General features: G+C 51.5%; 23 protein-coding genes. 2 read left to right on the top strand and 21 right to left on the bottom strand.

Going from position 1 to position 21,189, the window contains the following annotated elements:
- Positions 1-13 precede the first annotated feature (13 nt).
- The 4 genes from F3J37_RS16380 to F3J37_RS16365 form a co-directional block, all read right to left on the bottom strand.
- A complete protein-coding gene (locus F3J37_RS16380; RefSeq protein WP_034829885.1) occupies positions 14-229 on the bottom strand; it encodes a YdgH/BhsA/McbA-like domain containing protein in 216 nt (71 codons plus the stop codon).
- Between the two features lie 281 nt (positions 230-510).
- A complete protein-coding gene (locus tag F3J37_RS16375) occupies positions 511-822 on the bottom strand; it encodes a cupin domain-containing protein (protein WP_166934488.1) in 312 nt (103 codons plus the stop codon).
- Positions 823-995: 173 nt separating this feature from the next.
- Positions 996-1,211, bottom strand: coding sequence for a YdgH/BhsA/McbA-like domain containing protein (locus tag F3J37_RS16370; protein ID WP_034829885.1), 216 nt, complete (start codon positions 1,209-1,211; stop codon positions 996-998).
- Positions 1,212-1,320: 109 nt separating this feature from the next.
- Positions 1,321-2,451 (bottom strand): MFS transporter, encoded by a 1,131-nt coding sequence (locus F3J37_RS16365; RefSeq protein ID WP_166934487.1) that lies wholly within the window; start codon positions 2,449-2,451, stop codon positions 1,321-1,323.
- Between the two features lie 129 nt (positions 2,452-2,580).
- Here F3J37_RS16365 and F3J37_RS16360 point away from each other — a divergent pair, with 129 nt between their 5' ends.
- Positions 2,581-3,330 (top strand): IclR family transcriptional regulator, encoded by a 750-nt coding sequence (locus tag F3J37_RS16360; protein ID WP_166934486.1) that lies wholly within the window; start codon positions 2,581-2,583, stop codon positions 3,328-3,330.
- Between the two features lie 51 nt (positions 3,331-3,381).
- Here the strand turns inward: F3J37_RS16360 and F3J37_RS16355 are convergent, their stop codons facing one another.
- The 4 genes from F3J37_RS16355 to F3J37_RS16340 form a co-directional block, all read right to left on the bottom strand.
- Positions 3,382-3,591 carry a YdgH/BhsA/McbA-like domain containing protein gene (locus F3J37_RS16355; RefSeq protein ID WP_166934484.1) on the bottom strand — a complete coding sequence of 70 codons (210 nt, stop codon included), beginning with the start codon at positions 3,589-3,591 and terminating at the stop codon, positions 3,382-3,384.
- Between the two features lie 262 nt (positions 3,592-3,853).
- Positions 3,854-4,069 (bottom strand): YdgH/BhsA/McbA-like domain containing protein, encoded by a 216-nt coding sequence (locus F3J37_RS16350; RefSeq protein WP_166934482.1) that lies wholly within the window; start codon positions 4,067-4,069, stop codon positions 3,854-3,856.
- A gap of 132 nt (positions 4,070-4,201) precedes the next feature.
- Positions 4,202-5,629, bottom strand: a complete 1,428-nt coding sequence (gene melB, locus F3J37_RS16345; RefSeq protein ID WP_166934479.1) for a melibiose:sodium transporter MelB — start codon at positions 5,627-5,629, stop codon at positions 4,202-4,204.
- 90 nt (positions 5,630-5,719) lie between these two features.
- Positions 5,720-7,024: an alpha-glucosidase/alpha-galactosidase gene (locus F3J37_RS16340; RefSeq protein ID WP_166934478.1), complete on the bottom strand. Its 1,305-nt coding sequence runs from the start codon at positions 7,022-7,024 to the stop codon at positions 5,720-5,722.
- A 219-nt stretch (positions 7,025-7,243) separates the two neighbouring features.
- On the opposite strand from F3J37_RS16340, the gene F3J37_RS16335 reads away from it, so the two are divergent.
- Entirely contained in the window at positions 7,244-8,083 is an 840-nt protein-coding gene (locus F3J37_RS16335) for an AraC family transcriptional regulator (protein WP_166934476.1), read from the top strand.
- Positions 8,084-8,100: 17 nt separating this feature from the next.
- Here the strand turns inward: F3J37_RS16335 and F3J37_RS16330 are convergent, their stop codons facing one another.
- From F3J37_RS16330 to F3J37_RS16270, 13 genes are all read right to left on the bottom strand, one after another.
- Positions 8,101-8,250, bottom strand: a complete 150-nt coding sequence (locus F3J37_RS16330) for a hypothetical protein (RefSeq protein WP_166934474.1) — start codon at positions 8,248-8,250, stop codon at positions 8,101-8,103.
- A gap of 92 nt (positions 8,251-8,342) precedes the next feature.
- Positions 8,343-8,558: a YdgH/BhsA/McbA-like domain containing protein gene (locus tag F3J37_RS16325; RefSeq protein WP_058960987.1), complete on the bottom strand. Its 216-nt coding sequence runs from the start codon at positions 8,556-8,558 to the stop codon at positions 8,343-8,345.
- Between the two features lie 127 nt (positions 8,559-8,685).
- Positions 8,686-9,579, bottom strand: coding sequence for a dihydrodipicolinate synthase family protein (locus tag F3J37_RS16320; RefSeq protein WP_166934472.1), 894 nt, complete (start codon positions 9,577-9,579; stop codon positions 8,686-8,688).
- Positions 9,580-9,650: 71 nt separating this feature from the next.
- On the bottom strand, positions 9,651-10,979 hold the full coding sequence (locus F3J37_RS16315; RefSeq protein WP_166934470.1) for a cytochrome c: 1,329 nt from the start codon (positions 10,977-10,979) through the stop codon (positions 9,651-9,653).
- Positions 10,972-12,576 carry a GMC family oxidoreductase gene (locus F3J37_RS16310; RefSeq protein WP_166934469.1) on the bottom strand — a complete coding sequence of 535 codons (1,605 nt, stop codon included), beginning with the start codon at positions 12,574-12,576 and terminating at the stop codon, positions 10,972-10,974. Before F3J37_RS16310 ends, F3J37_RS16315 begins: the two co-directional genes overlap by 8 nt.
- A gap of 20 nt (positions 12,577-12,596) precedes the next feature.
- A complete protein-coding gene (locus F3J37_RS16305) occupies positions 12,597-13,097 on the bottom strand; it encodes a sugar dehydrogenase complex small subunit (RefSeq protein WP_166934467.1) in 501 nt (166 codons plus the stop codon).
- 56 nt (positions 13,098-13,153) lie between these two features.
- Positions 13,154-14,533 carry a c-type cytochrome gene (locus tag F3J37_RS16300; RefSeq protein WP_166934465.1) on the bottom strand — a complete coding sequence of 460 codons (1,380 nt, stop codon included), beginning with the start codon at positions 14,531-14,533 and terminating at the stop codon, positions 13,154-13,156.
- A 2-nt stretch (positions 14,534-14,535) separates the two neighbouring features.
- Positions 14,536-16,164: a GMC family oxidoreductase gene (locus tag F3J37_RS16295; RefSeq protein ID WP_166934463.1), complete on the bottom strand. Its 1,629-nt coding sequence runs from the start codon at positions 16,162-16,164 to the stop codon at positions 14,536-14,538.
- A 20-nt stretch (positions 16,165-16,184) separates the two neighbouring features.
- On the bottom strand, positions 16,185-16,724 hold the full coding sequence (locus F3J37_RS16290) for a sugar dehydrogenase complex small subunit (RefSeq protein ID WP_160867473.1): 540 nt from the start codon (positions 16,722-16,724) through the stop codon (positions 16,185-16,187).
- A 382-nt stretch (positions 16,725-17,106) separates the two neighbouring features.
- Entirely contained in the window at positions 17,107-18,048 is a 942-nt protein-coding gene (locus tag F3J37_RS16285) for a sugar phosphate isomerase/epimerase family protein (RefSeq protein WP_097119039.1), read from the bottom strand.
- Positions 18,049-18,075: 27 nt separating this feature from the next.
- On the bottom strand, positions 18,076-18,504 hold the full coding sequence (locus F3J37_RS16280; RefSeq protein WP_034829911.1) for a PTS mannitol transporter subunit IIA: 429 nt from the start codon (positions 18,502-18,504) through the stop codon (positions 18,076-18,078).
- A gap of 34 nt (positions 18,505-18,538) precedes the next feature.
- Complete coding sequence (locus tag F3J37_RS16275; protein WP_166934461.1) at positions 18,539-19,549, bottom strand: Gfo/Idh/MocA family protein; 1,011 nt, start codon at positions 19,547-19,549, stop codon at positions 18,539-18,541.
- 15 nt (positions 19,550-19,564) lie between these two features.
- The gene (locus F3J37_RS16270) at positions 19,565-20,974 is read right to left on the bottom strand and encodes a sugar porter family MFS transporter (RefSeq protein WP_166934459.1); all 1,410 of its coding nucleotides are present in this window, start codon (positions 20,972-20,974) and stop codon (positions 19,565-19,567) included.
- Between the last annotated feature and the right edge of the window lie 215 nt (positions 20,975-21,189).

The following is a 21,189-nucleotide window of genomic DNA, read 5'->3' as shown; positions in this document are numbered from 1 at the left end:
GCGGAAACTGAACTTATTTATACAGTTCTGCAGTCATGTGCACACGGTTGTTGGTGTTCGCTTCAGTGATTTTATACTGTGCGCCCTGCTGCTGAGCGACTGCGGCAACTTTCGCTTCGGCACCGTCAAGAGTTGATGACTCAACGGAGATGCTCTGGGCAAAGCTGGCAGCAGACATCAGTGAAAGAGCGGCGGCAGCGGCGATGGTCAGTGTTTTAATGGTTTTCATGGTCTTATTCCTTTGGGTTGTTTATGAAGGCTGTGTGCCTTCGATGGAAATAATAATAACCCAAGTTACCATTTCATTATTAACTATTAGTGCGATCATCATGATCGCACTAACCATAACTCACATTACAATAACGTCATTGATCGGTAGAGTGCCATCTTATCCACATTTCAGGTGAAAAGAGCGCTCGCTAACCTGTGGATAAATCAGCTTTTCCCGCCTGCAGTGCCAGCTCCCGCGCAGTGCTGTTTTTTTGTACGCCTTCGCGAGTTTGTCGAGGGCTAAACTGAATCTTCTTTTTCAATCACCAACACGCGTGCCGCACCTTGGGGATGAGCGACATGTTCGGTACCCACGCTGGCGAAGAAAATGTCACCCACGTTGAGCATCACTTTATGCACTTCCTCCCGCTCGCGGTAATGCATCTCGACCACACCATCTAACACCACGAAGACTTCTTCACCGTCATTGATGTGCCAGCGATAAGGCTGATCAGTCCAGTGCAATCGCACGCTGGTGCCATCAAAATTGGCAATATCGAGAGCCTCCCACGCACGCGCTGGGGAAAAGTTTTTGCCGACGATGATTTTCATGAGATGCCTGTTTTTGCTGAGTGATGACGCAACATGCTACAGACCAGTGAGCTGAGGTGTGAGACAAGGCAGGGACATTTCCGGTCAGATCACAGCACCCAATAACAGACTCCAGATTCCAGAAACAGCAAAGCCGCCCGAAGGCGGCCTTAACGCTGAAGCGGAAACTGAACTTATTTATACAGTTCTGCAGTCATGTGCACACGGTTGTTGGTGTTCGCTTCAGTGATTTTATACTGTGCGCCCTGCTGCTGAGCGACTGCGGCAACTTTCGCTTCGGCACCGTCAAGAGTTGAAGACTCAACGGAGATGCTCTGGGCAAAGCTGGCAGCAGACATCAGTGAAAGAGCGGCAGCAGCGGCGATGGTCAGTGTTTTAATGGTTTTCATGGTCTTATTCCTTTGGGTTGTTTATGAAGGCTGTGTGCCTTCGATGGAAATAATAATACCCTAAGTTACCATTTCATGATTAACTATTAGTGCGATCATCATGATCGTGCTAATTACATCTTACCGAGACCTTACACATCGCAATGATGTTGATGGCAGCTAATATGGCGGCGGCAAAAAAGGCCATCGAAAAGTGACCTGGGAGGTATGTCATGAACGCCGCCATAAATTGTCCGCCAAATATGGCCATTGATAAACGTGCCAATTGGCGCCCACGTTCCTGAGGTTGGCTTATTTCAACTGTCAGGTGATTCACCAAAGGCACTGACAGCCCAAACCCCATGCCTAATAAGATGCCGCCTGGCAGGCACAACATGACATCGGGGGCCGCTGCAAATTCAAGGTGTGCCAACAGGTAGCAAATGAACGCCATGATCAGCGTGGAATAGTGGCCGAATTGCAGCGCAACATGCGGCATCAGTGCTGCTGCCAGCACCGCCACCAGCGAGACAAATGAGAGAAAATAGCCAATATGTGCGGCATTCACACCCATCAAAGCAAACCGTTGCGGCAGCATAATAACGGCGGTGAAAAAACAGATCATGGAACAGAACGCCGCCAGCCATACCGGCCGCAACCGGCGATCGCTGTCCATTACGCCCTCTTCTATTGTTTCCGCTCTCATCTGCTGCTGAGGGCGCGGGACACAAATGAGCACCAACACCAGCAGCAGCCAAGAGAACAGATACAGCCCATACGGATAACGCCAACTTGCGGAGGCCAGAATCCCTCCCACAAAGAGAAACACTACGCCACCCAACTCGATTGCCATGCCTTGTCGCGCGATCATCTTTAATCGGGCTTCAGCCTGATAAAAACGGGCAATTAAACTGGTCCCGGCAGACATCACCACCGCTGTTGCGCCCCCCAGTAGGATGCGGTCGATGATTTGTGGCACTGCGCCCGGCAACCAAACACCTGCCACGCCCAATCCGCCATAGCAGAAAAGCCCAATCAGTAGCATAGGATAGGCACCAAAACGGTCTATCGCTCGACCTGCTAATGGCCCCGCCAATATCACGCCTAACGCAGGCAGCGTCACCAACCAACTTGCCAGATAAGCAACCCTTAATTGCGCGGCGATGTCACTCAATCCCGGCACAATGACGCATCCCACCATAATGGTCAGGCAACTGACAGCCAGGAGCGTAACTGCACCTGCGGGTTTAATTGATGTCATGATTTTTATTTATCCGAATAATGGAATGATTAACCATTTAACGGACATGAGTGTTACGACACCGGCGCATATTGTCAATGGCTACCGTGCTATAGTGGCGGCCATCTAAATTGATAAAGCGGAAGAGTGATGGCTGCAGATACAGAGGCTAACGGTTCGCAGGTTATTGCACGTGCCGCGACTATATTGCGGGCGTTAGAAAATCGACCAGCAGGATTAAGCATGTCCGAGCTGTCAAAACTGACAGCGCTACCGCGCACCACTGTACATCGACTTGTCACGTCGTTGATTTCTCAGCAGTTGCTGCTACAGGGCAGTGAAGGCATCAAGCTGGGTCCCGCGCTAGCAAGACTTGCCGCTTCGGCACATACCGATATTATCGCGCTCTCTCAACCGGCGATGGAGACGCTTGGACGTCGTACGCGAGAAACGGTCGATTTATGCGTCTGGCGCGGCAGCCATACGGCTCTGGTCAGCCAATATGCTTCCGATCAGGAGTTGCGCGTGGTCTCACCCATCAGCACTGCCTTTCCCACGCACTGCGCTGCGCATGGTAAAGCGTTATTGTCTGAACAAACGGATGATGTCATCTCGGCATTACTTCCGCAGTTGAACGATGTACGCACCCTAAATACTTTGCGAGATCCTCAGCTTCTATTAAAAGCCATTCAGCAGATTCGTGAGCAAGGCTATGCGGTAGATCGCGAAGAGCATGCGCGGGGTGTATGCGGTATCAGTGTCGCCCTGAATACCGGGCCGGGAGAACGTTATGCGCTGGCCATTGCAGTGCCATCATTACGCTTTGATGAGCAGTTTCCACAGCTTCTCGCGGCTTTATTGCAGGCAAAAACTGAAATCGAGTCGCTGCTGGTCGGTTAGCACAAATGACAAAGCCGCCCGTAGGCGGCCTTAATATCGTGGGTGGCGAGCTTATTTATACAACTGAGCCGTCATGTGCACGCGGTTGTTGGTGTTGGCTTCAGTAATTTTGTACTGAGCGCCCTGTTGTTGAGCAACGGCGGCGATTTTTGCTTCCGCACTGTCCAGAGTCGAAGCATCAACAGAGATACTTTGTGCGAAACTCGCGAATGAAACCAGGGTAAGAGCAGAAACTGCAACGAAAGTTTTGATAGATTTCATGGTCATTTCCTCAGAGTGATTTTCAGTTTTTAAGGCGTTTCGCCTCGATGTGAGAAATAATAGACCTGCTTCCCGTGGAGTAAAAGCTGAAGGATTTGCTGATTAAATTCAAAAAATTTGAATGTGATTCAATATGGCCTTTTCTTAAGCTGGATCTGTTAAAACCCGAAATCTCTCATCGTCACAATCAAGTTAGTGTTCCAGGTCTCAGAAACAGCAAAGCCGCCCGGAGGCGGCCTTAACGCTGAAGCGGAAACTGAACTTATTTGTACAGTTCTGCAGTCATGTGCACACGGTTGTTGGTGTTCGCTTCAGTGATTTTATACTGTGCGCCCTGCTGTTGAGCGACTGCGGCAACTTTCGCTTCGGCACCGTCAAGAGTTGACGACTCAACAGAGATGCTCTGGGCAAAGCTGGCAGCAGACATCAGTGAAAGAGAGGCGGCAGCGGCGATGGTCAGTGTTTTAATGGTTTTCATGGTCTTATTCCTTTGGGTTGTTTATGAAGGCTGTGTGCCTTCGATGGAAATAATAATAACCCAAGTTATCATTTCACCATTAACTATTAGTGCGATCACCATGATCACACTAATAGTACTCAAGGTTATGGATCAGACCGAGCTCCGGATCTGCTGCGCAGGCAAGGAGCCTTCTGCTTCAGGCGTGACCTCAGCTACATTTTGCGCACCATACTTATTTTGTAACCACTGCTGCACCTGATCCAATAAATGCCCATCCAACGCGTAATAGCGCAGATAAACGCCCACGGTGATAGCGAAAAAGAGTAATGGCGCGCCTACCATAATCGCCTGCATACCTAAGAGGGTTGATGCACTTTGCTGCACATTTGGCACATAGCCAATCAGGCTAAGCACCATACCGATAAACAGCCCGGCAAAAGCAGCACCTGCTTTCACCACCATGGTTTGGACAGAATAGGCAATGCTCTCAATGCGGACACCTAGCGCGTAGTCACCATAGTCCACGGTGTCCGCCACCATAATCACCAGCATTACCCAGAAGAGGGCATTGCCAATATTCACCAATACACCAGACAGTGAGATAAGCACTGCCCCTTGCGGCGCCCAAACAGCAATCGCGAACAGCATAAAGCAGCTGAGCACCGGCAGCACCGACGCGCTGAGCCACAATACCCGACGGGAGAAAATGCGAACTAAACGTGGGAACAACACAATGGTGATGAGATTAGCCACACCGGCAAACGCCATATACCACGGGAAAAGATCCTCGCGTCCAAATACATATTTAAAGTAATACACGGCGAATGCTGTAATGATGCTATAAGCCAGGTTCCACGCCAATGCCATGATTAACAATACAAATAATGGTCGGTTGCGGGTGATCATACTGAGCACGGTGCCGAGACTGTGTTGTTCGCTTTTTGCTGTTGTTTGCGATGAGGAGTACCTCTCATGCACATTCAGCAGCGTCACCAACGTAGAAAGGATGAAGAAAAACACGATGATGTAAGTGAAGTAGAGAAAACCCTCACCTTGGTTGCCGCCACCTAGCCAGCGGATAGCGGGTAATCCAATCACCCCCGTGAGATAGCCTGCACAACTGGCAAAAAATCGCGGCCAGGGAATCAATGCTTCTCGCTCACGTTTATCCAGCGTAATGCAAGGTACCAGTGACCAGAATGGCACATCCATGATGGTGTAGGTAAATCCCCACAGCAGATAGGTTATCCAGATCCACACAATTTGCCCGGTACCTTGAAAATGATGAGCATGAAACACGGCAATCAACATCACTGAGTTCACTAACGTACCCAGCAAAATCCAGGGTTTAAATTTGCCCCAACGGGACCGGGTGCGTTCGACGATCCATCCCATAACAGGATCGGCTAACGCATCGAGAAATCGCGCCACCAGAAATAACGTGGCGACCATGCCCATCGAAATACCGGCCACATCGGTGTAGTAAAACATCAGATACATATAGATGATGCCAATGGCGAAATCTTTGCCGAATGCACCCAGGCCATAGCTGATTTTGGTCTTTAGCGACACACTCATGATTGACTCTCCTCCTTGAACGGGTGGCAACCGACAGCCATGAAGCAGTTGCCTCCACGCACAGGTAATTTAGCAGAAATTCTCTGAATATCAGTGATATGAAGGCAACCAATCGCCATGTGCCGCAATCAGTTCGTCACACAGACGTATCGTATCGTCGATGGAAAGCTCCGCAGAGGTATGCGGATCGAGCAGAGCCGCATGATAAATGTGCTCTTTCTTACCGGTGACCGCCGCTTCAATGGTCAGGAGTTGCGTATTGATATTGGTGCGATTCAGCGCCGCGCACTGTGGCGGAAGATCACCGACGTAGCAGGGAGTAATGCCTTGAGCATCCACCAGACAAGGCACTTCTACACAGGCCTCGCGGGGTAAATTAGTGATTAAGCCGTTGTTAAGTACGTTACCGCCAATCTTATAGGGTTTATCAAGCATCATGCTTTCAATGATATAAGACGCATATTCCAGGCTGCGGGTATGGGTGAGATTTTCATTGTGGGTTAATTGCTCACGTTGCATATGCCAGCGTTCAATCTGCTCAATGCAGCGACGCGGATACTCATCGAGCGGAATATTAAACTGCTGAATTAATTCCGGATAATTTCGCTTGATCCAGTAAGGCATGTATTCCGCATTGTGCTCGGAGGACTCAGTGACGTAATAGCCGAATTTATGCATGATCTCATGTCGCACCCTATCATCATGTTGCTCTGTCAACGCCAATGAACGACGCCGAATCTCAGGATAGAGGTCCTCACCATTGCGTCGAATATCTAATAACCATGCCATATGATTGATACCGGCAATATTGAACACCACATTGTCAGTTGGCATATCAACGCTCTTTAACAACGTTTCAGCGCAAACTTGTACGCTGTGGCATAAGCCCACCGTTTTGATGCTGGTATATCTGAGCATTGCGCCCGTCAATGATGCCATGGGATTGGTATAATTGAGCAGCCACGCATTTGGGCAAACCTCTTCCATGTCTCGCGCCAGATCAAACATCACGGGTAACGTGCGTAGCGCGCGGAAAAGCCCCCCGACGCCCAAAGTATCCGCAATGGTCTGACGTAAACCGTATTTTTTAGGAATATCAAAATCAATCACGGTGCTGGGCTGATACCCCCCCACCTGAATGGCATTGATAACGAAGTCTGCTTGCTTCAATGCCTCACGTCGTAATTCAACCCCCGCATATTGATGAATGCGTGCGCGGTTTTGGTTAATATTGGCATTAATGTTTGTCAGCATTTTGTAAGACTCATCGAGTCGCTGCGCATCAATATCATACAGCGCAATCTCAGCATCAGAGATATCAGCAGTAGCCAGCACATCACCGAGCACATTTTTGGCAAAAACAGTGCTCCCCGCTCCAATGAACGTTATTTTCATTTTTTCACCTTATATTCCAGCATGACTGTGTCGTTAAAACATAAACAACGGCCAGGCGAAGCGATATGTATAAATGTGACATTCTTATAGCAGAATGGTATCGCCGTTAAGGAAGTGTGATGAATATCTCACATTGCCTTTTATCAGGTAAATCGGCGTGCTAGCCGCTTAAAATGTGTGATAGAAAGTTCAAGCATCCCCTCCCGTTGATGATTACATATGGAAAAATATTTACTACCTGAACATATATTGCATTTTGGTTTGAATATTTATCAGTTTGGCCACGAGGCGTGTGTGCTCGCTCATACTTTCGGCCCCGCAGTACGCCAACACTATTTATTGCACTATGTTATGGCTGGCAGAGGGAGTTTACTTTCTGAACAGGGACGTTGGGATATTTCAGCCGGGGAAGCTTTTTTAATCTTCCCGCATCAGATAACCACCTACTCTGCCGATAAGAAAATACCCTGGGAGTATATGTGGCTAGAGGTAGATGGATTGATAGCGCAGCGCACCTTTGAGCTTTGCGGGCTTAACCGAGAGACCCCCGTTTGGACGGCAGCATTACCGCGAGGTCATCAGGAACTGGAGGAGGTATGGAAATTATTGATTGCTGAAGACGCCGACCGTCCGATCAAACTGGCTGGATTAACCTGCTTATTATTCGATGCATTAATCAGTGGCGGGAAAAATAGTGCTGTCTCCACCAGCAATGATAACAAGCAGCTGGATCATGCCATTGCCTTTATCGAACGCAACTATCTGAACCCCATCGGGGTCAGTGATATTGCGAACCATTGCCGAATTGACCGCAGTTATTTGAGTCGAATGTTTCAAAAAACGTTGGGTGTAGGACCTAAACAGTATTTATTGCGCACGCGTATGAACATGGCGAAAACTTTACTGCAAGATGCATCATTACCCATCAAAGTGATTGCCTGTTCGGTGGGTTACAACGATCAACTCCATTTCTCTCGCGCTTTCAAACAATATTTTGATTTACCACCGACAGAATGGCGAAAACGTTATCCGCCAAACAGCGACTGTATTGAGCTTTAACATTACCGACGCCCCAATCAGGATTTTGCCATCAGCGATTTAACCGTGGAGATGAAGTGCGGCCACTGATGGAATCGCATAATCGGCATATGAGCCTGGCGTTGCGCCCTTAATGCATCGACAAATGCGCTGGCTTGCTGATCAATATCTTGATGATTCTGTTTCATGGGCCTGCCCCTTTTGCGGAGAGTGTTAAGACGGAAAAAGCCGCCCCGTAAGGCGGCCTTTCCCGGCACTTCCCTGTGCAACCATCCGATACTTATTTGTACAATTCTGCGGTCATGTGCACGACATTGCCGTTGCTGGCTTCAATGATTTTGTATTGTTCATTCTGCTGATGAGCCTGAGCAGCAATTTTCGCTTCTGCTCCATCCAGAGTCAGAGAAGTTGCAGTCACTGTTTGTGCGAAGCTGGCAGCAGACATCAGAGAAAGAGCGGCAACAGCGGCGATTGACATAGCTTTGATAGTTTTCATGGTCATATTCCTTGGTTTGTTTGATGAGAAGGCTGTGAGCCTTCGATGGAAACAATAATAACCATGTAAACTATATCAATCTTAACTATTAGTGCGAAAACTATGATCGCGCTAATAGTTAACTGAGCTAGGCCAACTCCAGCGATCTCATCACCTGGAGTACTTCCCGTTGATGCTCACTGGATAAAGCACGTAGCGGGCGCGGCAAGTTGTTTTCCTCCGCCAGCCCAAGCAGTGCCGCTGCGGCCGCTATCACGCGAATACTGCCGCCATGTTGACGGAACAGCGTCCAAAGCGGCTCCAGTCGCTGGGATTGCTCAACGACAGCAGCGAAATCGCCCGCCTGAGCGGCTCGTGTCAGCGCTAATGCTGTGTTGGGAAATAAGCCGCCACATACGGAATACCAGACATCGCATCCCGCCATTAAACCGTTGCCGGCCGATGCATCACCACTGACACCAATGCTTATCTCTGCGGGGAGTTGCGCACGTAATGCGCTCACCCGCTGGGCTGCGGAATGCATGTCGGCAGGCACACCCGGTATTTTGATGGAAGCGATATTGGGAAGCGCGGCTATCCGTGCGTAAAGATCATTTGAGAACTCGGTGTGGGTCGTGCCGGGATTATCATAAACGCAGATGGGCAGCGAAACATTCCGCGCCACCTCGGCATAGAAGCCAAACACTTCCTCTTCAGTGAGCTTTTGGTAGGAAACAGCAGGTAATAATAAAGCGCTTACGCCTGCATGCTGCGCATCTTCCGCCAGTCGCAGCACCTCATCTGTGCTGGTTGCGCCAATGCTAACCATCACCGGAATGCCATCCGCATGCTGTACGGCCAGCGTCGACACGCGCTTGCGCTGCTCGCGGGTGAAATAGGCGTAGCTACCGGTTGAACCCAGCACGCCCAGTGAATCGACTTTTGCCATTGTTAGACGCGCGAGAAGCGAGAGAAAGGATTTTTCATCAATGCCTGTCGCATTGACCGGGGTCAGCGGAAAGGCACTAAGACCTGAAAACATAGCCAGCTCCTGTTAGATAACGTAAAAGCGCATCTTAACAACAGCTGACTATTTGTCATAGGACAAAGCCGTTAGCGTTTGTTCTTTCTTCTGAAACCTAACCAGAACAGCCCCAGCACCACGATGAACCCGGCAGCGGCCATGCCGATGCGCGACACCAGCATCAGCGGCGAAGCATCACCACCAGCACGCAGTGATTTCACTCGCTCCTCGCTGATCTGCACCTTGCTGTGCCCGATATCTTGCATCACATAGTTAGTCAGCGCAGCGATTTGGTGGTCGTTGAGTTGACCGGCAAAGCCAATCATCCCTTGCCCTTTTTCAGGCCAAACGCCTTGCAGTACTGCCATCGCCACATTGTCCGCATTGGGCTTATTCAACACCGGATGATTTTGTAATGCCGGCAGTCCATTCAGCCCCTCGCCTGTCAGGTTATGGCAGGATGCACAGTTATTGCGATAAATCTGTGCGCCTTCGCTTAATACCGCCTGCGGCGTATCGTCACCTCTTACCAGCGTCCAGCGATTGGCCTGCGCAGGTTCAGCAGTGGCGCTATCCTGTGGTAACAAATAAGTCGCAATAGCCTGGCGATCTTCTGCTGTCATACGCGAGAAGCTCTTATCGATCGCTTCCAGCATCGGACCGCCCGCCGTTGCGCCGTTGCTGGCGTGGCCAGTTGCAAGATACTGCGCCAACATTTCACGTGTCCAATGCGGTTTGCCCTGCAAGGCTGCCGCCGTGATATCAGGTGCAAACCAGGTACCGAGTGACGCACCCTGCAAGTTTTTGTCCTGCTGTTCCGCCATCAGGAAATTACGTGGTGTGTGGCACGTGCTGCAGTGGGTTAACCCCTGTACCAAATAGGCACCGCGATTCCATTCTTCTGACTGCTTCTCGTCCGGCTGGAAGGGCTTGCTGTCCATAAACAACAGATTCCAGGCTGCCATGCTGAAACGCAGATTGAAGGGGAACGGCAATGCCGTTTTCTCAGGCTGAATATCTACCGGCTGCACACCCTGCATAAAGTAGGCATACAATGCAGCGACATCCTCATCGGTGAGCTTCGCGTAAGCGGTATACGGCATCGCCGGATAAAGCTGACTGCCATCACCGCGAACCCCTTTACGCAACGCATCGGCAAACTGCTGCTCGCTGTATTGGCCGATCCCTGCCGTTTTAGAGGGGGTGATATTGGTACTGAAGATCGTGCCTAACGGACTGGCAATGGCATGACCACCGCTGAACGGCGCTTTGCCCGCTTCGGTGTGGCACGCGCCACAGTCACCGGCAATCGCCAGATACTCGCCACGTTTAATAAGCTGCTGATCTTCGGCATGCGCCTGTGAAACCGCTAACGCCAAACTGCCTGCGGCAAGCAGGGCTTTCCAGTGCTTAGCCATGTTGCGTCTCCTGCAGGATTTTGTCTGCGGTGCGTAAAGCCAATGCCATGGCGGTCAGCGTCACGTTACAGGTGCCGACAGTTGGCATCACACCGGTGCCGACCATAAACAGGTTTTGATGGTCGTGCGCGCGTCCCCAGGCATCAGTGACGCTGGTGGTCGGATCGAGTCCCATCGAGAGTGTGCCAGTGATGTGCTGGCGGTTGGAAAACTTGCCGCTCTTGCTGTGCTTAATGTTGGTCGCGCCGAGTTTGGCCGCAATCGCATCATAGCATTCACGGGTTTTCGCGGTGCCTTTGATGACATAGTCGTTCACGTCCCAATACAGCGATGGCGTGGGTAAACCCAGCTCGTCTTTGTTGCTGCTCAAGGTCACGCGGTTGTTCGGATCGGGTAACTGCTCCAGCGCATTTTTGATGCTAAGGCGACGCGCGGCGCGGAAGCGAATCGCTTCCTGCAACTTCTTGCCAAACAGCCCTTCCGCCAGCGCTTCTTTAGTCACTGAGGCAACCTGTGAAGCGTTAGAGATATCGATACGGAACGGTGAGTGTTCGCTGCGGAAATCGCCGTCACGGAACTGACCAATCGAACAAGGACTCACCGGGCCACGTCCTGGCCAAATCTCTTCATCGACGTCAAACGTCACGCCTATCGCCGGGTGATCGCACAGGTTGCGACCCACATTATCGTGCGCGTTGGCGATACCGTTCGGGAATTTATCGCTGACAGACATCAGCAGCAGTTTTGGGGTTTCAATCGAGTTGGCGGCCAGTACAAAGGTTTCAGCCGTGACACGATGGCTGACTTTGTTCCAGTCATAGTAATTGGCTGCCACGATATTGCCCCTGGCATCGTGCTCCAGCTGATACACCACCGCTTCGGTGATCACTTTCACGCCGCTGTTTTCAGCCTGCTGTGCGGCAATCCCGCCGTGATACTGGGCGTCGATTGGGCAAAGCGGCATGCAGTTGTTATTGCCGCAGCAGGCCGGACGGCCATCGTAACTGTGGCTGTTGCGACCCGTGCTGTCATCGAGCACGGTGAAGTCGGGTGCCAGGCGTGCGGTCACGCGTTGCTGCAACCAGGACGCCGGCACGCGCTCCATCGGATAAGGTTTGCTGCGCGGCGAACCATTGTCCGGCGATCCGCCTACCCCCGCGATCACTTCGGCCTGATAGTAGTACTCTTCCAGGTCGTCATAGCCAATTGGCCAATCTTTGCCGACACCATACTGGCTGTGCTGACGGAAGTCGTTGGGAACAAAGCGCCACAACTGCGCCGCCCAGTGCCAGCTGGTGCCACCAAACATGCGAATGTACTGCGCAGCAAACGGATGCGGCCCGGCCTGATGCAGGTAATCATTCGGTTCCGGTGTATAGCGCGGATGCGGTGCCTTGGGCGAGAACGGATACGGCGACATAAAGTCAGATTTGAACGCCGATGCTCGGAAACGCTCAACCAGCTGATCGCGTGCTACTTTCGGGCCGGACTCCAGTAACAGTACTGATTTACCTGCTTTTGCCAGACGGGTCGCTAGCAGCGAGCCGTTAACGCCCGCGCCGATAACAACCACATCGGCGGAATTGTTGTTTTTCATAACGACATTACTCTTCTGAATCAGGGCTGTTGCGCCCAGCTACCACATTTGCCGTAGGAGAAACTCGGCGGCACTAATTTGTCATCCACCAGCAGATTGGCGAGCGTGTTCACGTAGGTGACATACAGCGCGTGATTGCCCTTGCCGACCACACCGTTGTACCAGCCGCCAAGTATCGCTTTTGCCAGCTTTTCACTGTCCGCATCCGAGGCAAACGCCAGGTGATCTTGCTGCAGCAGTTCTGGCTGGTTTTGCAGTAACGCCTTCAACTGTGCCAGCGCAGGGAGAAAACCTTTCTGCGTCTGACTCAGGGCCAAAAGCAGCGCACGCCCAACGGTGGCGTTCAGGGATTCTTGTTGCGTCAGCAGTTGTGAAACCTGCATAAAATCATCCAGCCCAGCCACGTTGGTCGGTGACTGGGCGGCGTTAAGGCGCGGCAACGGCAAAAGCTGGCCTGCGGCGCTGGCAATCGTCACCAGCCCGACCATCTTCAACACGCGGCGGCGTGAGTAGTGCTTCATAGTGTCTTCCAGTAAAAACGTCGCCTGCCATCACAGGCGACAGAATAAAATCAAATCTATTTTTTATGTCTGCGGCGTATCAGCCACCACACCAGCAGTGCAATCACCACCAAGGTACCGACGCCAACCCCGACCTGCGCCAGCATCACCAGTGGTGATGACGGTCCACCACGACGGATCTCCGCCACCTGATCAGGTGAGACGGTTGCGTCAACATTGCCGTAGTGATGCAAGATCCAGTTCGACAGCGTGGCAACTTGCTGATCATCTAGCTGATTCAGTGCGTTCGGCTGCGAACCAAACGGCGGCATAAACACATCACCTTCGGCGGTATGACGCTGCACACCGTAAAGAATGGTAGCAATCAGGTTCGACGGATTACGCTCTGCAGTAGCACTATTATGGAATAGGCTCGGATAAAACGCGTCTTTGGTTCCCTGGCCGCTGCTGCCGTGACACGACGCGCAATTGCCGGAGAACAGGCGAGCACCTTCATCGCTGGTGGGCGCGTTGAATGCATCACCACGGAACGCCACCAGATTTTGAGCCGCTTTACCCTGTTCGAAGCGCGAAGCGCCGCTCGCAGGTGCATCTTTATCCGTCACGCTGCCCATGTATTCGGCAATGGCGGCCAAATCGACATCCGATAAGTGCTGGAAGCTGTGGGTAATCGCCTCCGCCATGCTACCAGCAGCCTGGGCTTTCCCCGCGAGACGACCGGTTTTCAGGTAAGTGATAAGATCCTGCTGTGACCACTGGCCAATCCCACTCACCGCGTTGGCGGTGATATTGGGCGCGAACCACGGGCCGACCTGCGCACCAGTAAAGGCATCACCCTCTTTCTCCTGCATCAGGAAACCGCGTGGGGTGTGGCAAGTGCTACAGTGCGCTGCGCCATCCACCAGATAGCGTCCGCGATTCCAGCTGTCAGAGTGTGACGCATCCGCTGTGTAGCCCGGTGCTTTCAGGAACAGCGCGTTCCAGAACATCATCGAAAAACGCAGATTCAACGGGAACGGCAGATGGGTCTCTTCCGTCTTGTTATCCACCGGCTGCACGCCTGACATGAAGTAGGCGTACAGCGCATGCACATCTTCATCCGTTAAGGTGGCGTACGCGGTGTAAGGCATCGCCGGATAAAGATTGGCGCCATCGGCACGCACACCTTTACGCAGCGCATCAGCAAATTGCTGCTCACTGTAGTTGCCAATCCCTGCGACCTTCGACGGCGTGATGTTGGTGGCGATGATTTCACCCACCGGTGACTCAATCGCTTTGCCACCGGCGAAGGGTTTACCGTGTTCAGCGGTATGACAGGCAGTACAATCTGAGGCTACCGCTAAATATTCACCTTTTTTGACCAAGGCATCATCAGCGGCATGAGCGGCACCGCTCGCCAGTGCCAGAACCAGCGCGATCTGTTTGAGCTTTAACATGATTACGCCTCCAGAGCCTGTTTAACGATGGCATCAGCGGCTTTAAAGGCGAGCGCCACCATCGTCAAGGTGCTGTTACCGCAGGCGGTACTTGCCATCGCCCCGCCGCCCGGCAGGAACAGATTGCGGTGATCGTGAGCGCGACACTCGTTGTCCACCACCGAATTAGCCGGGTCATTACCCATGATGGTGCCACCCATGATGTGCTTGCTCTGGTTGAATTGTTTCGAGAACTTCTTATCGATCGCGCCCATCGCTTCGGCAATCTTGTCAGCGATCGGTTTGGAGTAGTTCTGGTACGAACGGCGAACATAGTCGCCCACATTGTAGTGAATGGCCGGTTTCGGCAGACCAAGCCAATCCTTTTTATCGCTCAGCGTCAGGCGGTTATTGGCATCAGGCAGGATCTCATGCGCCAGCACGATATCGGCGGTGCAGGCGGTCATGCGGCGGATCTCTTCATCCAGTGCTTTACCCACCAGCCCTTTCTCCAGTGCGCCAAAAGTGACGAAGCGGTTGCGCGCAAAGTTGTTGAAGCGGAAGTAAGCACCCGCATGCTCAGAACGGAAATCGCCTTGCGAGGTTTCCATAATGCCGCTATTCACCACCGGTCCTACGCCCGCCCAATAAGGTTCATCCAGCGTTAAGGTCATGGTGATTTGTGGATGGTCCATCATGTTGCGGCCGACTTGATCGGAGCTATTCGCAATGCCGTTCGGGTTGCGCGAATCAGCAGACATCAGCAGCAATTTTGGTGTTTCCAGCCCGTTACACGCAATGATGAACAGCTTGCCGCTGACACGATGGGTTTGCTTGTGCTGATCGTAGTAGTGCACCGCTTCGATTTTGTTGCCGGCATTGGTTTCAATACGCCACACCACCGCGTTATCAAGGATAGTGGCACCTTTGGCTTCGAGGCGGGAAAGTGCCGTCGCACCATCATACTTCGCGCCCACCGGACAAACCGGCACGCAGTTGTTATTGGCGCAGCATGCCGGGCGATCGTCATAGGACATGCCGCTGTTACGGGCCTGCGCGGTAGGGATGTTGTGCAACCCCAGCTTCTCGCGCACCACTTCGGTAAAACGTGCTTCACCCGGTCCAAACGGCAGCGCGGGCATCGGATAAGGTTTCGAACGCAGTGGAGGCCATTGCAGTGCCGGATCGTCCGGTCCACAAATGCCGAGTTTATATTCAGCACGGGCGTAATAAGGTTCCAGCGTCTCATAATCAAACGCCCAGTCACGGCCAACGCCGTAGCGAGAATGCAATTGCATATCCGCAGGCGTTAAGCGCCAACATGTGCCCGCCCAGTGCCAGGTCGATCCGCCCGCATAGCGCACATAGCTTTGCGCATAAGAGTCTTCGCCGCTTAATTGCAGATACCCTTTGCCCGCCCCTGCCGGTTCCGGATGCGGAGCCCAATCGCGTGACGGGTAGCACTCAATCGGGTTGCCTTTGGCCGCCAGGGGTAGATTGCGATAATTTTCAACGATTTCGGCACGCGAAACGCGCGGGCCGGCTTCCAGCATCAATACCGGAATGCCGGCATCAAGCAGTTGCTCAGCGATCACCACACCGACCACGCCGGAGCCAACGATCACCACGGGTGACTGAGAAGGAGCTGCCATATTTTATCTTCTTTTATTGGTCAGAATTGCGGTACGGGAAGAACCGGTGTGTTGGTGCGCTGCCAGTTATTTGGCCCACTGATGCCGTAAGACGGAATCGTGATGGTGTCCATCGTGGTGTGCCAGGTCAGCGCCTGTTCATAAGCGAACGCTTTTGCCGAACGTTTCGGTTCGAGGCAGCCGGTGTACCAGCCAAAGATGATTTTGTGCGCCAGTTGCTGCAAAGCACCTTCCGGAATCGCCGGGAAGAAATCTTCAACGATCTGCGCCTTATTGGCTTTGGCAATCGCCAGCAGATGATTGAGATTTGTCATGAGTTCCGGCTGTTCGAGTTCCAACAGCGCCAACATGCGCTGCCCGACCGCATCATCCAGTTTGTGATTGACCAGAAGACGAGATATCTGCATGAAAGGAATGAAATTTTTCGACGAGTCTGCAAACGCCAAACGCGGAAGCGTGGTGGTGATCAGGCCGCCAGCCACGATCACAGCGCCGGACAGTAACACTCTCCGACGTGACAACTGGACCTCGCCTGGCGGCAGGTCTTGCAACTTACTCATGGTGTATCCCTGGTTAGTGACACGGCTCAAAACCCATCGCAAAGCGAAGGTAAAAAATCTAGTTATTTGAATAACGTAACAGCACCGCGAGTTAACAATCACATAACGCAATGTTAATCAGATGACTTATAACGACACGGACTTTTAATATAATAAATGGTTCTTAAACAAAAGCCATACGTAATGATGTTTTCAAATCAAAATTGAGCGAGTTTGGGCATTAAAAGCTAACGCATAATCACTTTGAGTGATGTATGTCCCAATAGAGGTAAGGGCTGTGAGATGCGAGATGCGAGATGCGAGATGCGAGATGCGAGGATTATCATGACCATAAAAAAAGCCGCCATCCCAAAGAGATAGCGGCTTGCAAAACAGCAAAAACTTACTTGCTCAACGTTGCATTCAGCGCATCAATGGAAGTCTGCAAGCCCGCTTCCACGCTCATGGTAAGGTCTTCCATCTCCAGCGAGACGTCGCCGTTGTAACCGGTCATGCGCAATACAGAGAAGAACTCTTTCCACCACTTCAGATCCTGACCGCAACCGACAGCAACGTAGTTCCAGGTCCGGGTTTTCGTGTTCGTCACCGGTTGATACTCCATCAAGCCGTCAACGTCGGCCAAACCACGCTCAATACGCGCGTCCTTGCCGTGGACGTGGAACACTGCCCCTTCCAGCTTACGTGCAGCAGCAATCGGGTCCGCACCCATCGCAATCAGGTGCGAAGGATCGAGGTTCATGCCGATCATGTCATCCACCTCGTGACGCAGGCGCAGCAATGTCGAGGGGTTGTACACCAATTGGCATGGGAACTCTTCAATCGCGATTTGTTCGACGCCATGCTGTTTAGCGTGCTGGACAAATTTCTTCCACCACGGAATAGCCACCTCATTCCACTGATAATCGATCACACCCGGCATATAATCTGGCCATGAGATGGTAGAGGTAATCCAGTTCGGCACGCGATCTTCTGGCCCCCCACCTGGCAGGCCACTCATCATCACGATCTTTTTCACGCCCAACTTGCCTGCCAACTCAACCGCGCGATAGCTACTTTTCGTGTGTGTCTCACCCAATTCACCCGGTGCCAACGGGTTCCCCGAGCAGTTAAGCGCCACAATGCGCATTTCACGTTCAGCCAGCTCTTGCTTGAACTTCTCCAGTTTCTCTGGCGATGCCAGCAGTTCCTCTGTTTTCACGTGCGGACAGGGTGACCATCCACCCGCCGTCATTTCTACGCCCTCAATACCGTAGCTTTTAACTTTATCCAGCATCGCCGCGAAAGGTAAATCCGCCAGAACGTCAGTACATAATGCAAGCTTCATTGTTTAATCCTTCATCTGGTGCGTAAATCACGCTTTCTCAAATTGTTCGATAAATTCTTGTTTGGTTTTTGCATTGGCTAATAACGTGGTTTTCACTTCATCGCCGAGCAAATTGGCAATATCAGCTAACAGTGGAATATGTTCATTTTCAGTTGCCGCAACAGCAACGACGACAAACACCACCTTTCCAGCGCCCCAACTCACACCATTTGGAAATTGAAAAACCTGATACCCGGTTTTAATCACCTGGTCGAGGTTCTCTTTCGCACAATGAGGGAAAGCAATACCCGCCCCAATATAGGTAGAAACGCTTTTTTCACGCGCTAACATGCCATTGATAAAGCCAGGTTTTACATAACCGGACTGCTCTAACGCCTTTGCCGCTATCTCAATGGCTTGGTTTTTATTCGCTGCCCGACATTGCAAATGCAGCGCATCTTCCGTCAGTTTCAACATCGTCATTCCTCACTTTTCGCGAGAAGTTAGGTTATTAGCGATAAAGCGCGGGCTGCTCTGGAATCACCACGTCATGTTTCTCGCCATCTTTCAGCGAAGCCAGACCGGCATCACAGACCAGCGCGACGACGTAGCCATCCCAGGAGGAAGGGCCGCTCATTTCGCGACCATCACGCACGCTGTCAACAAAATGCTGAACTTCGCGATCGTAAGCCGTTGCAAAACGTTCCATGCAAGATTGCGCAATGTGTTGTGCATTGCCGTTCAGTGAGCGGGTACTGATGAACTGTTGCTCCGTCAAGGCGGCAATGGCATTTTCACCAATCACTTCACAGCGGATGTCGTAGCCGTAGTGGCAGTTCACAAACAGTTCATCGTCAATACGAACACCGGATTCGGTTTCGAAGATCACAATCAGCGGATCCTGCAAGTGCGGCAATGCGCGGCGGGTTTTCTTACGCGGCTTGTCTACACGCACAGACGTGATGTTTTCGTTCAGCAAATAGCGAATGATGTCGATTTCGTGAGTGGCGGAGTCGTTAACCGCCATCTCGAGCGTGTAGCTCTCTGGCACTGACGGGTTGCGGTGAGCACAGTGAATCAACATGATGTCGCCCAACGCGCCACCCTCAATCGACTGCTTCAGCGCCTGATAACCCGGGTCAAAACGGCGCATAAAGCCCAATTGTAAAAGGCGCTTACCCGCTTTGACCTCTGCATCAATAATTTCTTTCGATTCATCAGCCGTTGGTGTCAGCGGTTTTTCGCAAAATACGGGCTTGCCCGCATTAAAGGCCGCCAAAATTTGCGCTTTGTGTACCGGACCAATAGAGCAGATAAATACTGCATCGACCAATTCGGAATTGATCATCTCTTCTGCATCATAAAACGCGGTGGCACCAAATTCGTTCGCCACGGCATCGGCTGTTGTGTGGTTAATATCGCAAACAGCAGTGACTTGCGCGCCGGAAATAACATGCTGGAAACGTTTCAGATGGTCCCGGCCGATCATGCCCAGACCAATTAAGCCGATTTTGACTGTCATTTATTCATCCTCAGGTTAAAAACGAAATTTCTTTTCAATCTGTTCCAGAGTCAGGCCACGCGTTTCTGGTAAATATTTCACCAGCAGAATAAGCATGATGACGTTGGTCGCGCCGAAGAAACCGAAAGTCATGCCGCCACCGTAATGGCTAAGCAAATAAGGGAAGATGGATTGGATCATAAAGTCGAAGATCCACAGGCCAAATACCGCAAAGCCCATGCCGACACCACGCATTCTTAATGGATAGATTTCCGCTAACATCAGCCAGAATACCGGCGCAATCCAACCCTGCATAAACACCAGGAATACCAACATCAAGCCAAGAATGACATAAGGTGCGTTGGCGAAATTGGCATGCAGCGTATCCACTCCGTTGACGGTTTCAGTGTGGAAGAAGAATTTAAACGCAAGGCCAATCAACACCAGGCTAACGGTTACCCCAGCCTGACCGGTGAAAAACATTTTTCGGCGTGAATGCTTGCCAATCAACGCCATGCCCAGCAGCGTCGCCAATACGGAGATAATGCCGTTTGCCACCGCGCCGGTAACCGCTGCCGCATCACCGAGCCCAGTTGCTTTCAGGACGGTTGGCGCGTAGTACATGATGGTGTTGACTCCAGTCACTCGAGTGGCCAGCACAATCATTAAACCAATCAAAACCAGTTGAATCACCCAGCGATTTTTTAGCTCAGCGAACAGATTAAACTTCACCTGATCAGCCTTAACGATCTGCTGAATCTCTTTCACTTCGCGGTCTACTTCCTCCGGAAGGCGCAATGTTTTCAGCACCTTCACGGCCTTATCCGTTTCGCCACGGCGAATAAAGAAGCGTGGCGATTCAGGCATCATTAACATCCCGAACCACAAAAGCGCACCCGGCAGTGCGGGAATCGCCAGCATAATGCGCCAGTTGTGCTGCATCTCTGGATACAGGTTTACAATCGCAGCGTTAACGGAATACGCCAGGAATTGCCCGGTCACGATCATTAATTCGTTGACCGTCACCAATCGTTCACGCTGATCTGCCCGCGCTAATTCGGAAATATAAATAGGTACTGTAACGGAGGCACAGCCCACCGCTAAGCCCAGAATAAAGCGGGCCACAATCATTGAGGGCACATCCAAGGCGAATGCAGTGCCTAAAGCGCCAAACATAAAGATAGCTGCAACCCCTAGCAGGTTTTTACGCCTCCCCTGTTGATCCGATAAATATCCGCCAAATAACGATCCAAGTGCCGCACCGAATAACAGGAATGAGGTAATAAAACCTTCCTGCGCAGGTGTCAGATTCAGGTCATACTTCATGAAGATCAGCGCACCGGAAATAACACCGGTATCGTAACCAAAGCATAAACCACCAATCGTCGAAACAATGGTAATTAACCGCATGCGCTGAGGATTTTGCAGGTTCGTTTTATTATACATAGCTGTTCCATCTGGTTGTAAGGTAAAACCGTTGCAAGCCGTATTATTGGTCAGTCGTCGCTGAGGAATTTTACGCAGCCTGAATCAGAACATTTAATTAATGCACAACATCATTATTGTTATTTTTCTGGCAACGCTGAACACGCTGTCAGTCCCCTTCTCGTTACAACAACGTTATATCAAAGTGAATTCCAAACACCAGTTGCTCTCGCCCA

The sequence above is a fragment of the Candidatus Pantoea communis genome (assembly GCF_011752685.1).
Lineage (GTDB): Bacteria > Pseudomonadota > Gammaproteobacteria > Enterobacterales > Enterobacteriaceae > Pantoea > Pantoea communis.
Note: the sequence above shows the minus strand (reverse complement) of the source record. Positions and strands in the feature narration are given on the sequence as shown.

What these genes read in the sequence shown, in the direction of transcription:
- F3J37_RS16365 (WP_166934487.1), bottom strand. Translation starts at nt 2,451, where the DNA reads ATGACATCAATTAAACCCGCAGGTGCAGTTACGCTCCTGGCTGTCAGT.
- F3J37_RS16310 (WP_166934469.1), bottom strand. Translation starts at nt 12,576, where the DNA reads ATGAAAAACAACAATTCCGCCGATGTGGTTGTTATCGGCGCGGGCGTT.
- F3J37_RS16335 (WP_166934476.1), top strand. Translation starts at nt 7,244, where the DNA reads ATGGAAAAATATTTACTACCTGAACATATATTGCATTTTGGTTTGAAT.
- F3J37_RS16355 (WP_166934484.1), bottom strand. Translation starts at nt 3,591, where the DNA reads ATGAAATCTATCAAAACTTTCGTTGCAGTTTCTGCTCTTACCCTGGTT.
- F3J37_RS16330 (WP_166934474.1), bottom strand. Translation starts at nt 8,250, where the DNA reads ATGAAACAGAATCATCAAGATATTGATCAGCAAGCCAGCGCATTTGTC.
- F3J37_RS16360 (WP_166934486.1), top strand. Translation starts at nt 2,581, where the DNA reads ATGGCTGCAGATACAGAGGCTAACGGTTCGCAGGTTATTGCACGTGCC.
- F3J37_RS16370 (WP_034829885.1), bottom strand. Translation starts at nt 1,211, where the DNA reads ATGAAAACCATTAAAACACTGACCATCGCCGCTGCTGCCGCTCTTTCA.
- F3J37_RS16280 (WP_034829911.1), bottom strand. Translation starts at nt 18,504, where the DNA reads ATGTTGAAACTGACGGAAGATGCGCTGCATTTGCAATGTCGGGCAGCG.
- F3J37_RS16350 (WP_166934482.1), bottom strand. Translation starts at nt 4,069, where the DNA reads ATGAAAACCATTAAAACACTGACCATCGCCGCTGCCGCCTCTCTTTCA.
- F3J37_RS16290 (WP_160867473.1), bottom strand. Translation starts at nt 16,724, where the DNA reads ATGAGTAAGTTGCAAGACCTGCCGCCAGGCGAGGTCCAGTTGTCACGT.
- F3J37_RS16295 (WP_166934463.1), bottom strand. Translation starts at nt 16,164, where the DNA reads ATGGCAGCTCCTTCTCAGTCACCCGTGGTGATCGTTGGCTCCGGCGTG.
- F3J37_RS16285 (WP_097119039.1), bottom strand. Translation starts at nt 18,048, where the DNA reads ATGAAGCTTGCATTATGTACTGACGTTCTGGCGGATTTACCTTTCGCG.
- F3J37_RS16375 (WP_166934488.1), bottom strand. Translation starts at nt 822, where the DNA reads ATGAAAATCATCGTCGGCAAAAACTTTTCCCCAGCGCGTGCGTGGGAG.
- F3J37_RS16275 (WP_166934461.1), bottom strand. Translation starts at nt 19,549, where the DNA reads ATGACAGTCAAAATCGGCTTAATTGGTCTGGGCATGATCGGCCGGGAC.
- F3J37_RS16270 (WP_166934459.1), bottom strand. Translation starts at nt 20,974, where the DNA reads ATGTATAATAAAACGAACCTGCAAAATCCTCAGCGCATGCGGTTAATT.
- F3J37_RS16380 (WP_034829885.1), bottom strand. Translation starts at nt 229, where the DNA reads ATGAAAACCATTAAAACACTGACCATCGCCGCTGCCGCCGCTCTTTCA.
- F3J37_RS16300 (WP_166934465.1), bottom strand. Translation starts at nt 14,533, where the DNA reads ATGTTAAAGCTCAAACAGATCGCGCTGGTTCTGGCACTGGCGAGCGGT.
- F3J37_RS16305 (WP_166934467.1), bottom strand. Translation starts at nt 13,097, where the DNA reads ATGAAGCACTACTCACGCCGCCGCGTGTTGAAGATGGTCGGGCTGGTG.
- melB (WP_166934479.1), bottom strand. Translation starts at nt 5,629, where the DNA reads ATGAGTGTGTCGCTAAAGACCAAAATCAGCTATGGCCTGGGTGCATTC.
- F3J37_RS16315 (WP_166934470.1), bottom strand. Translation starts at nt 10,979, where the DNA reads ATGGCTAAGCACTGGAAAGCCCTGCTTGCCGCAGGCAGTTTGGCGTTA.
- F3J37_RS16340 (WP_166934478.1), bottom strand. Translation starts at nt 7,024, where the DNA reads ATGAAAATAACGTTCATTGGAGCGGGGAGCACTGTTTTTGCCAAAAAT.
- F3J37_RS16320 (WP_166934472.1), bottom strand. Translation starts at nt 9,579, where the DNA reads ATGTTTTCAGGTCTTAGTGCCTTTCCGCTGACCCCGGTCAATGCGACA.
- F3J37_RS16325 (WP_058960987.1), bottom strand. Translation starts at nt 8,558, where the DNA reads ATGAAAACTATCAAAGCTATGTCAATCGCCGCTGTTGCCGCTCTTTCT.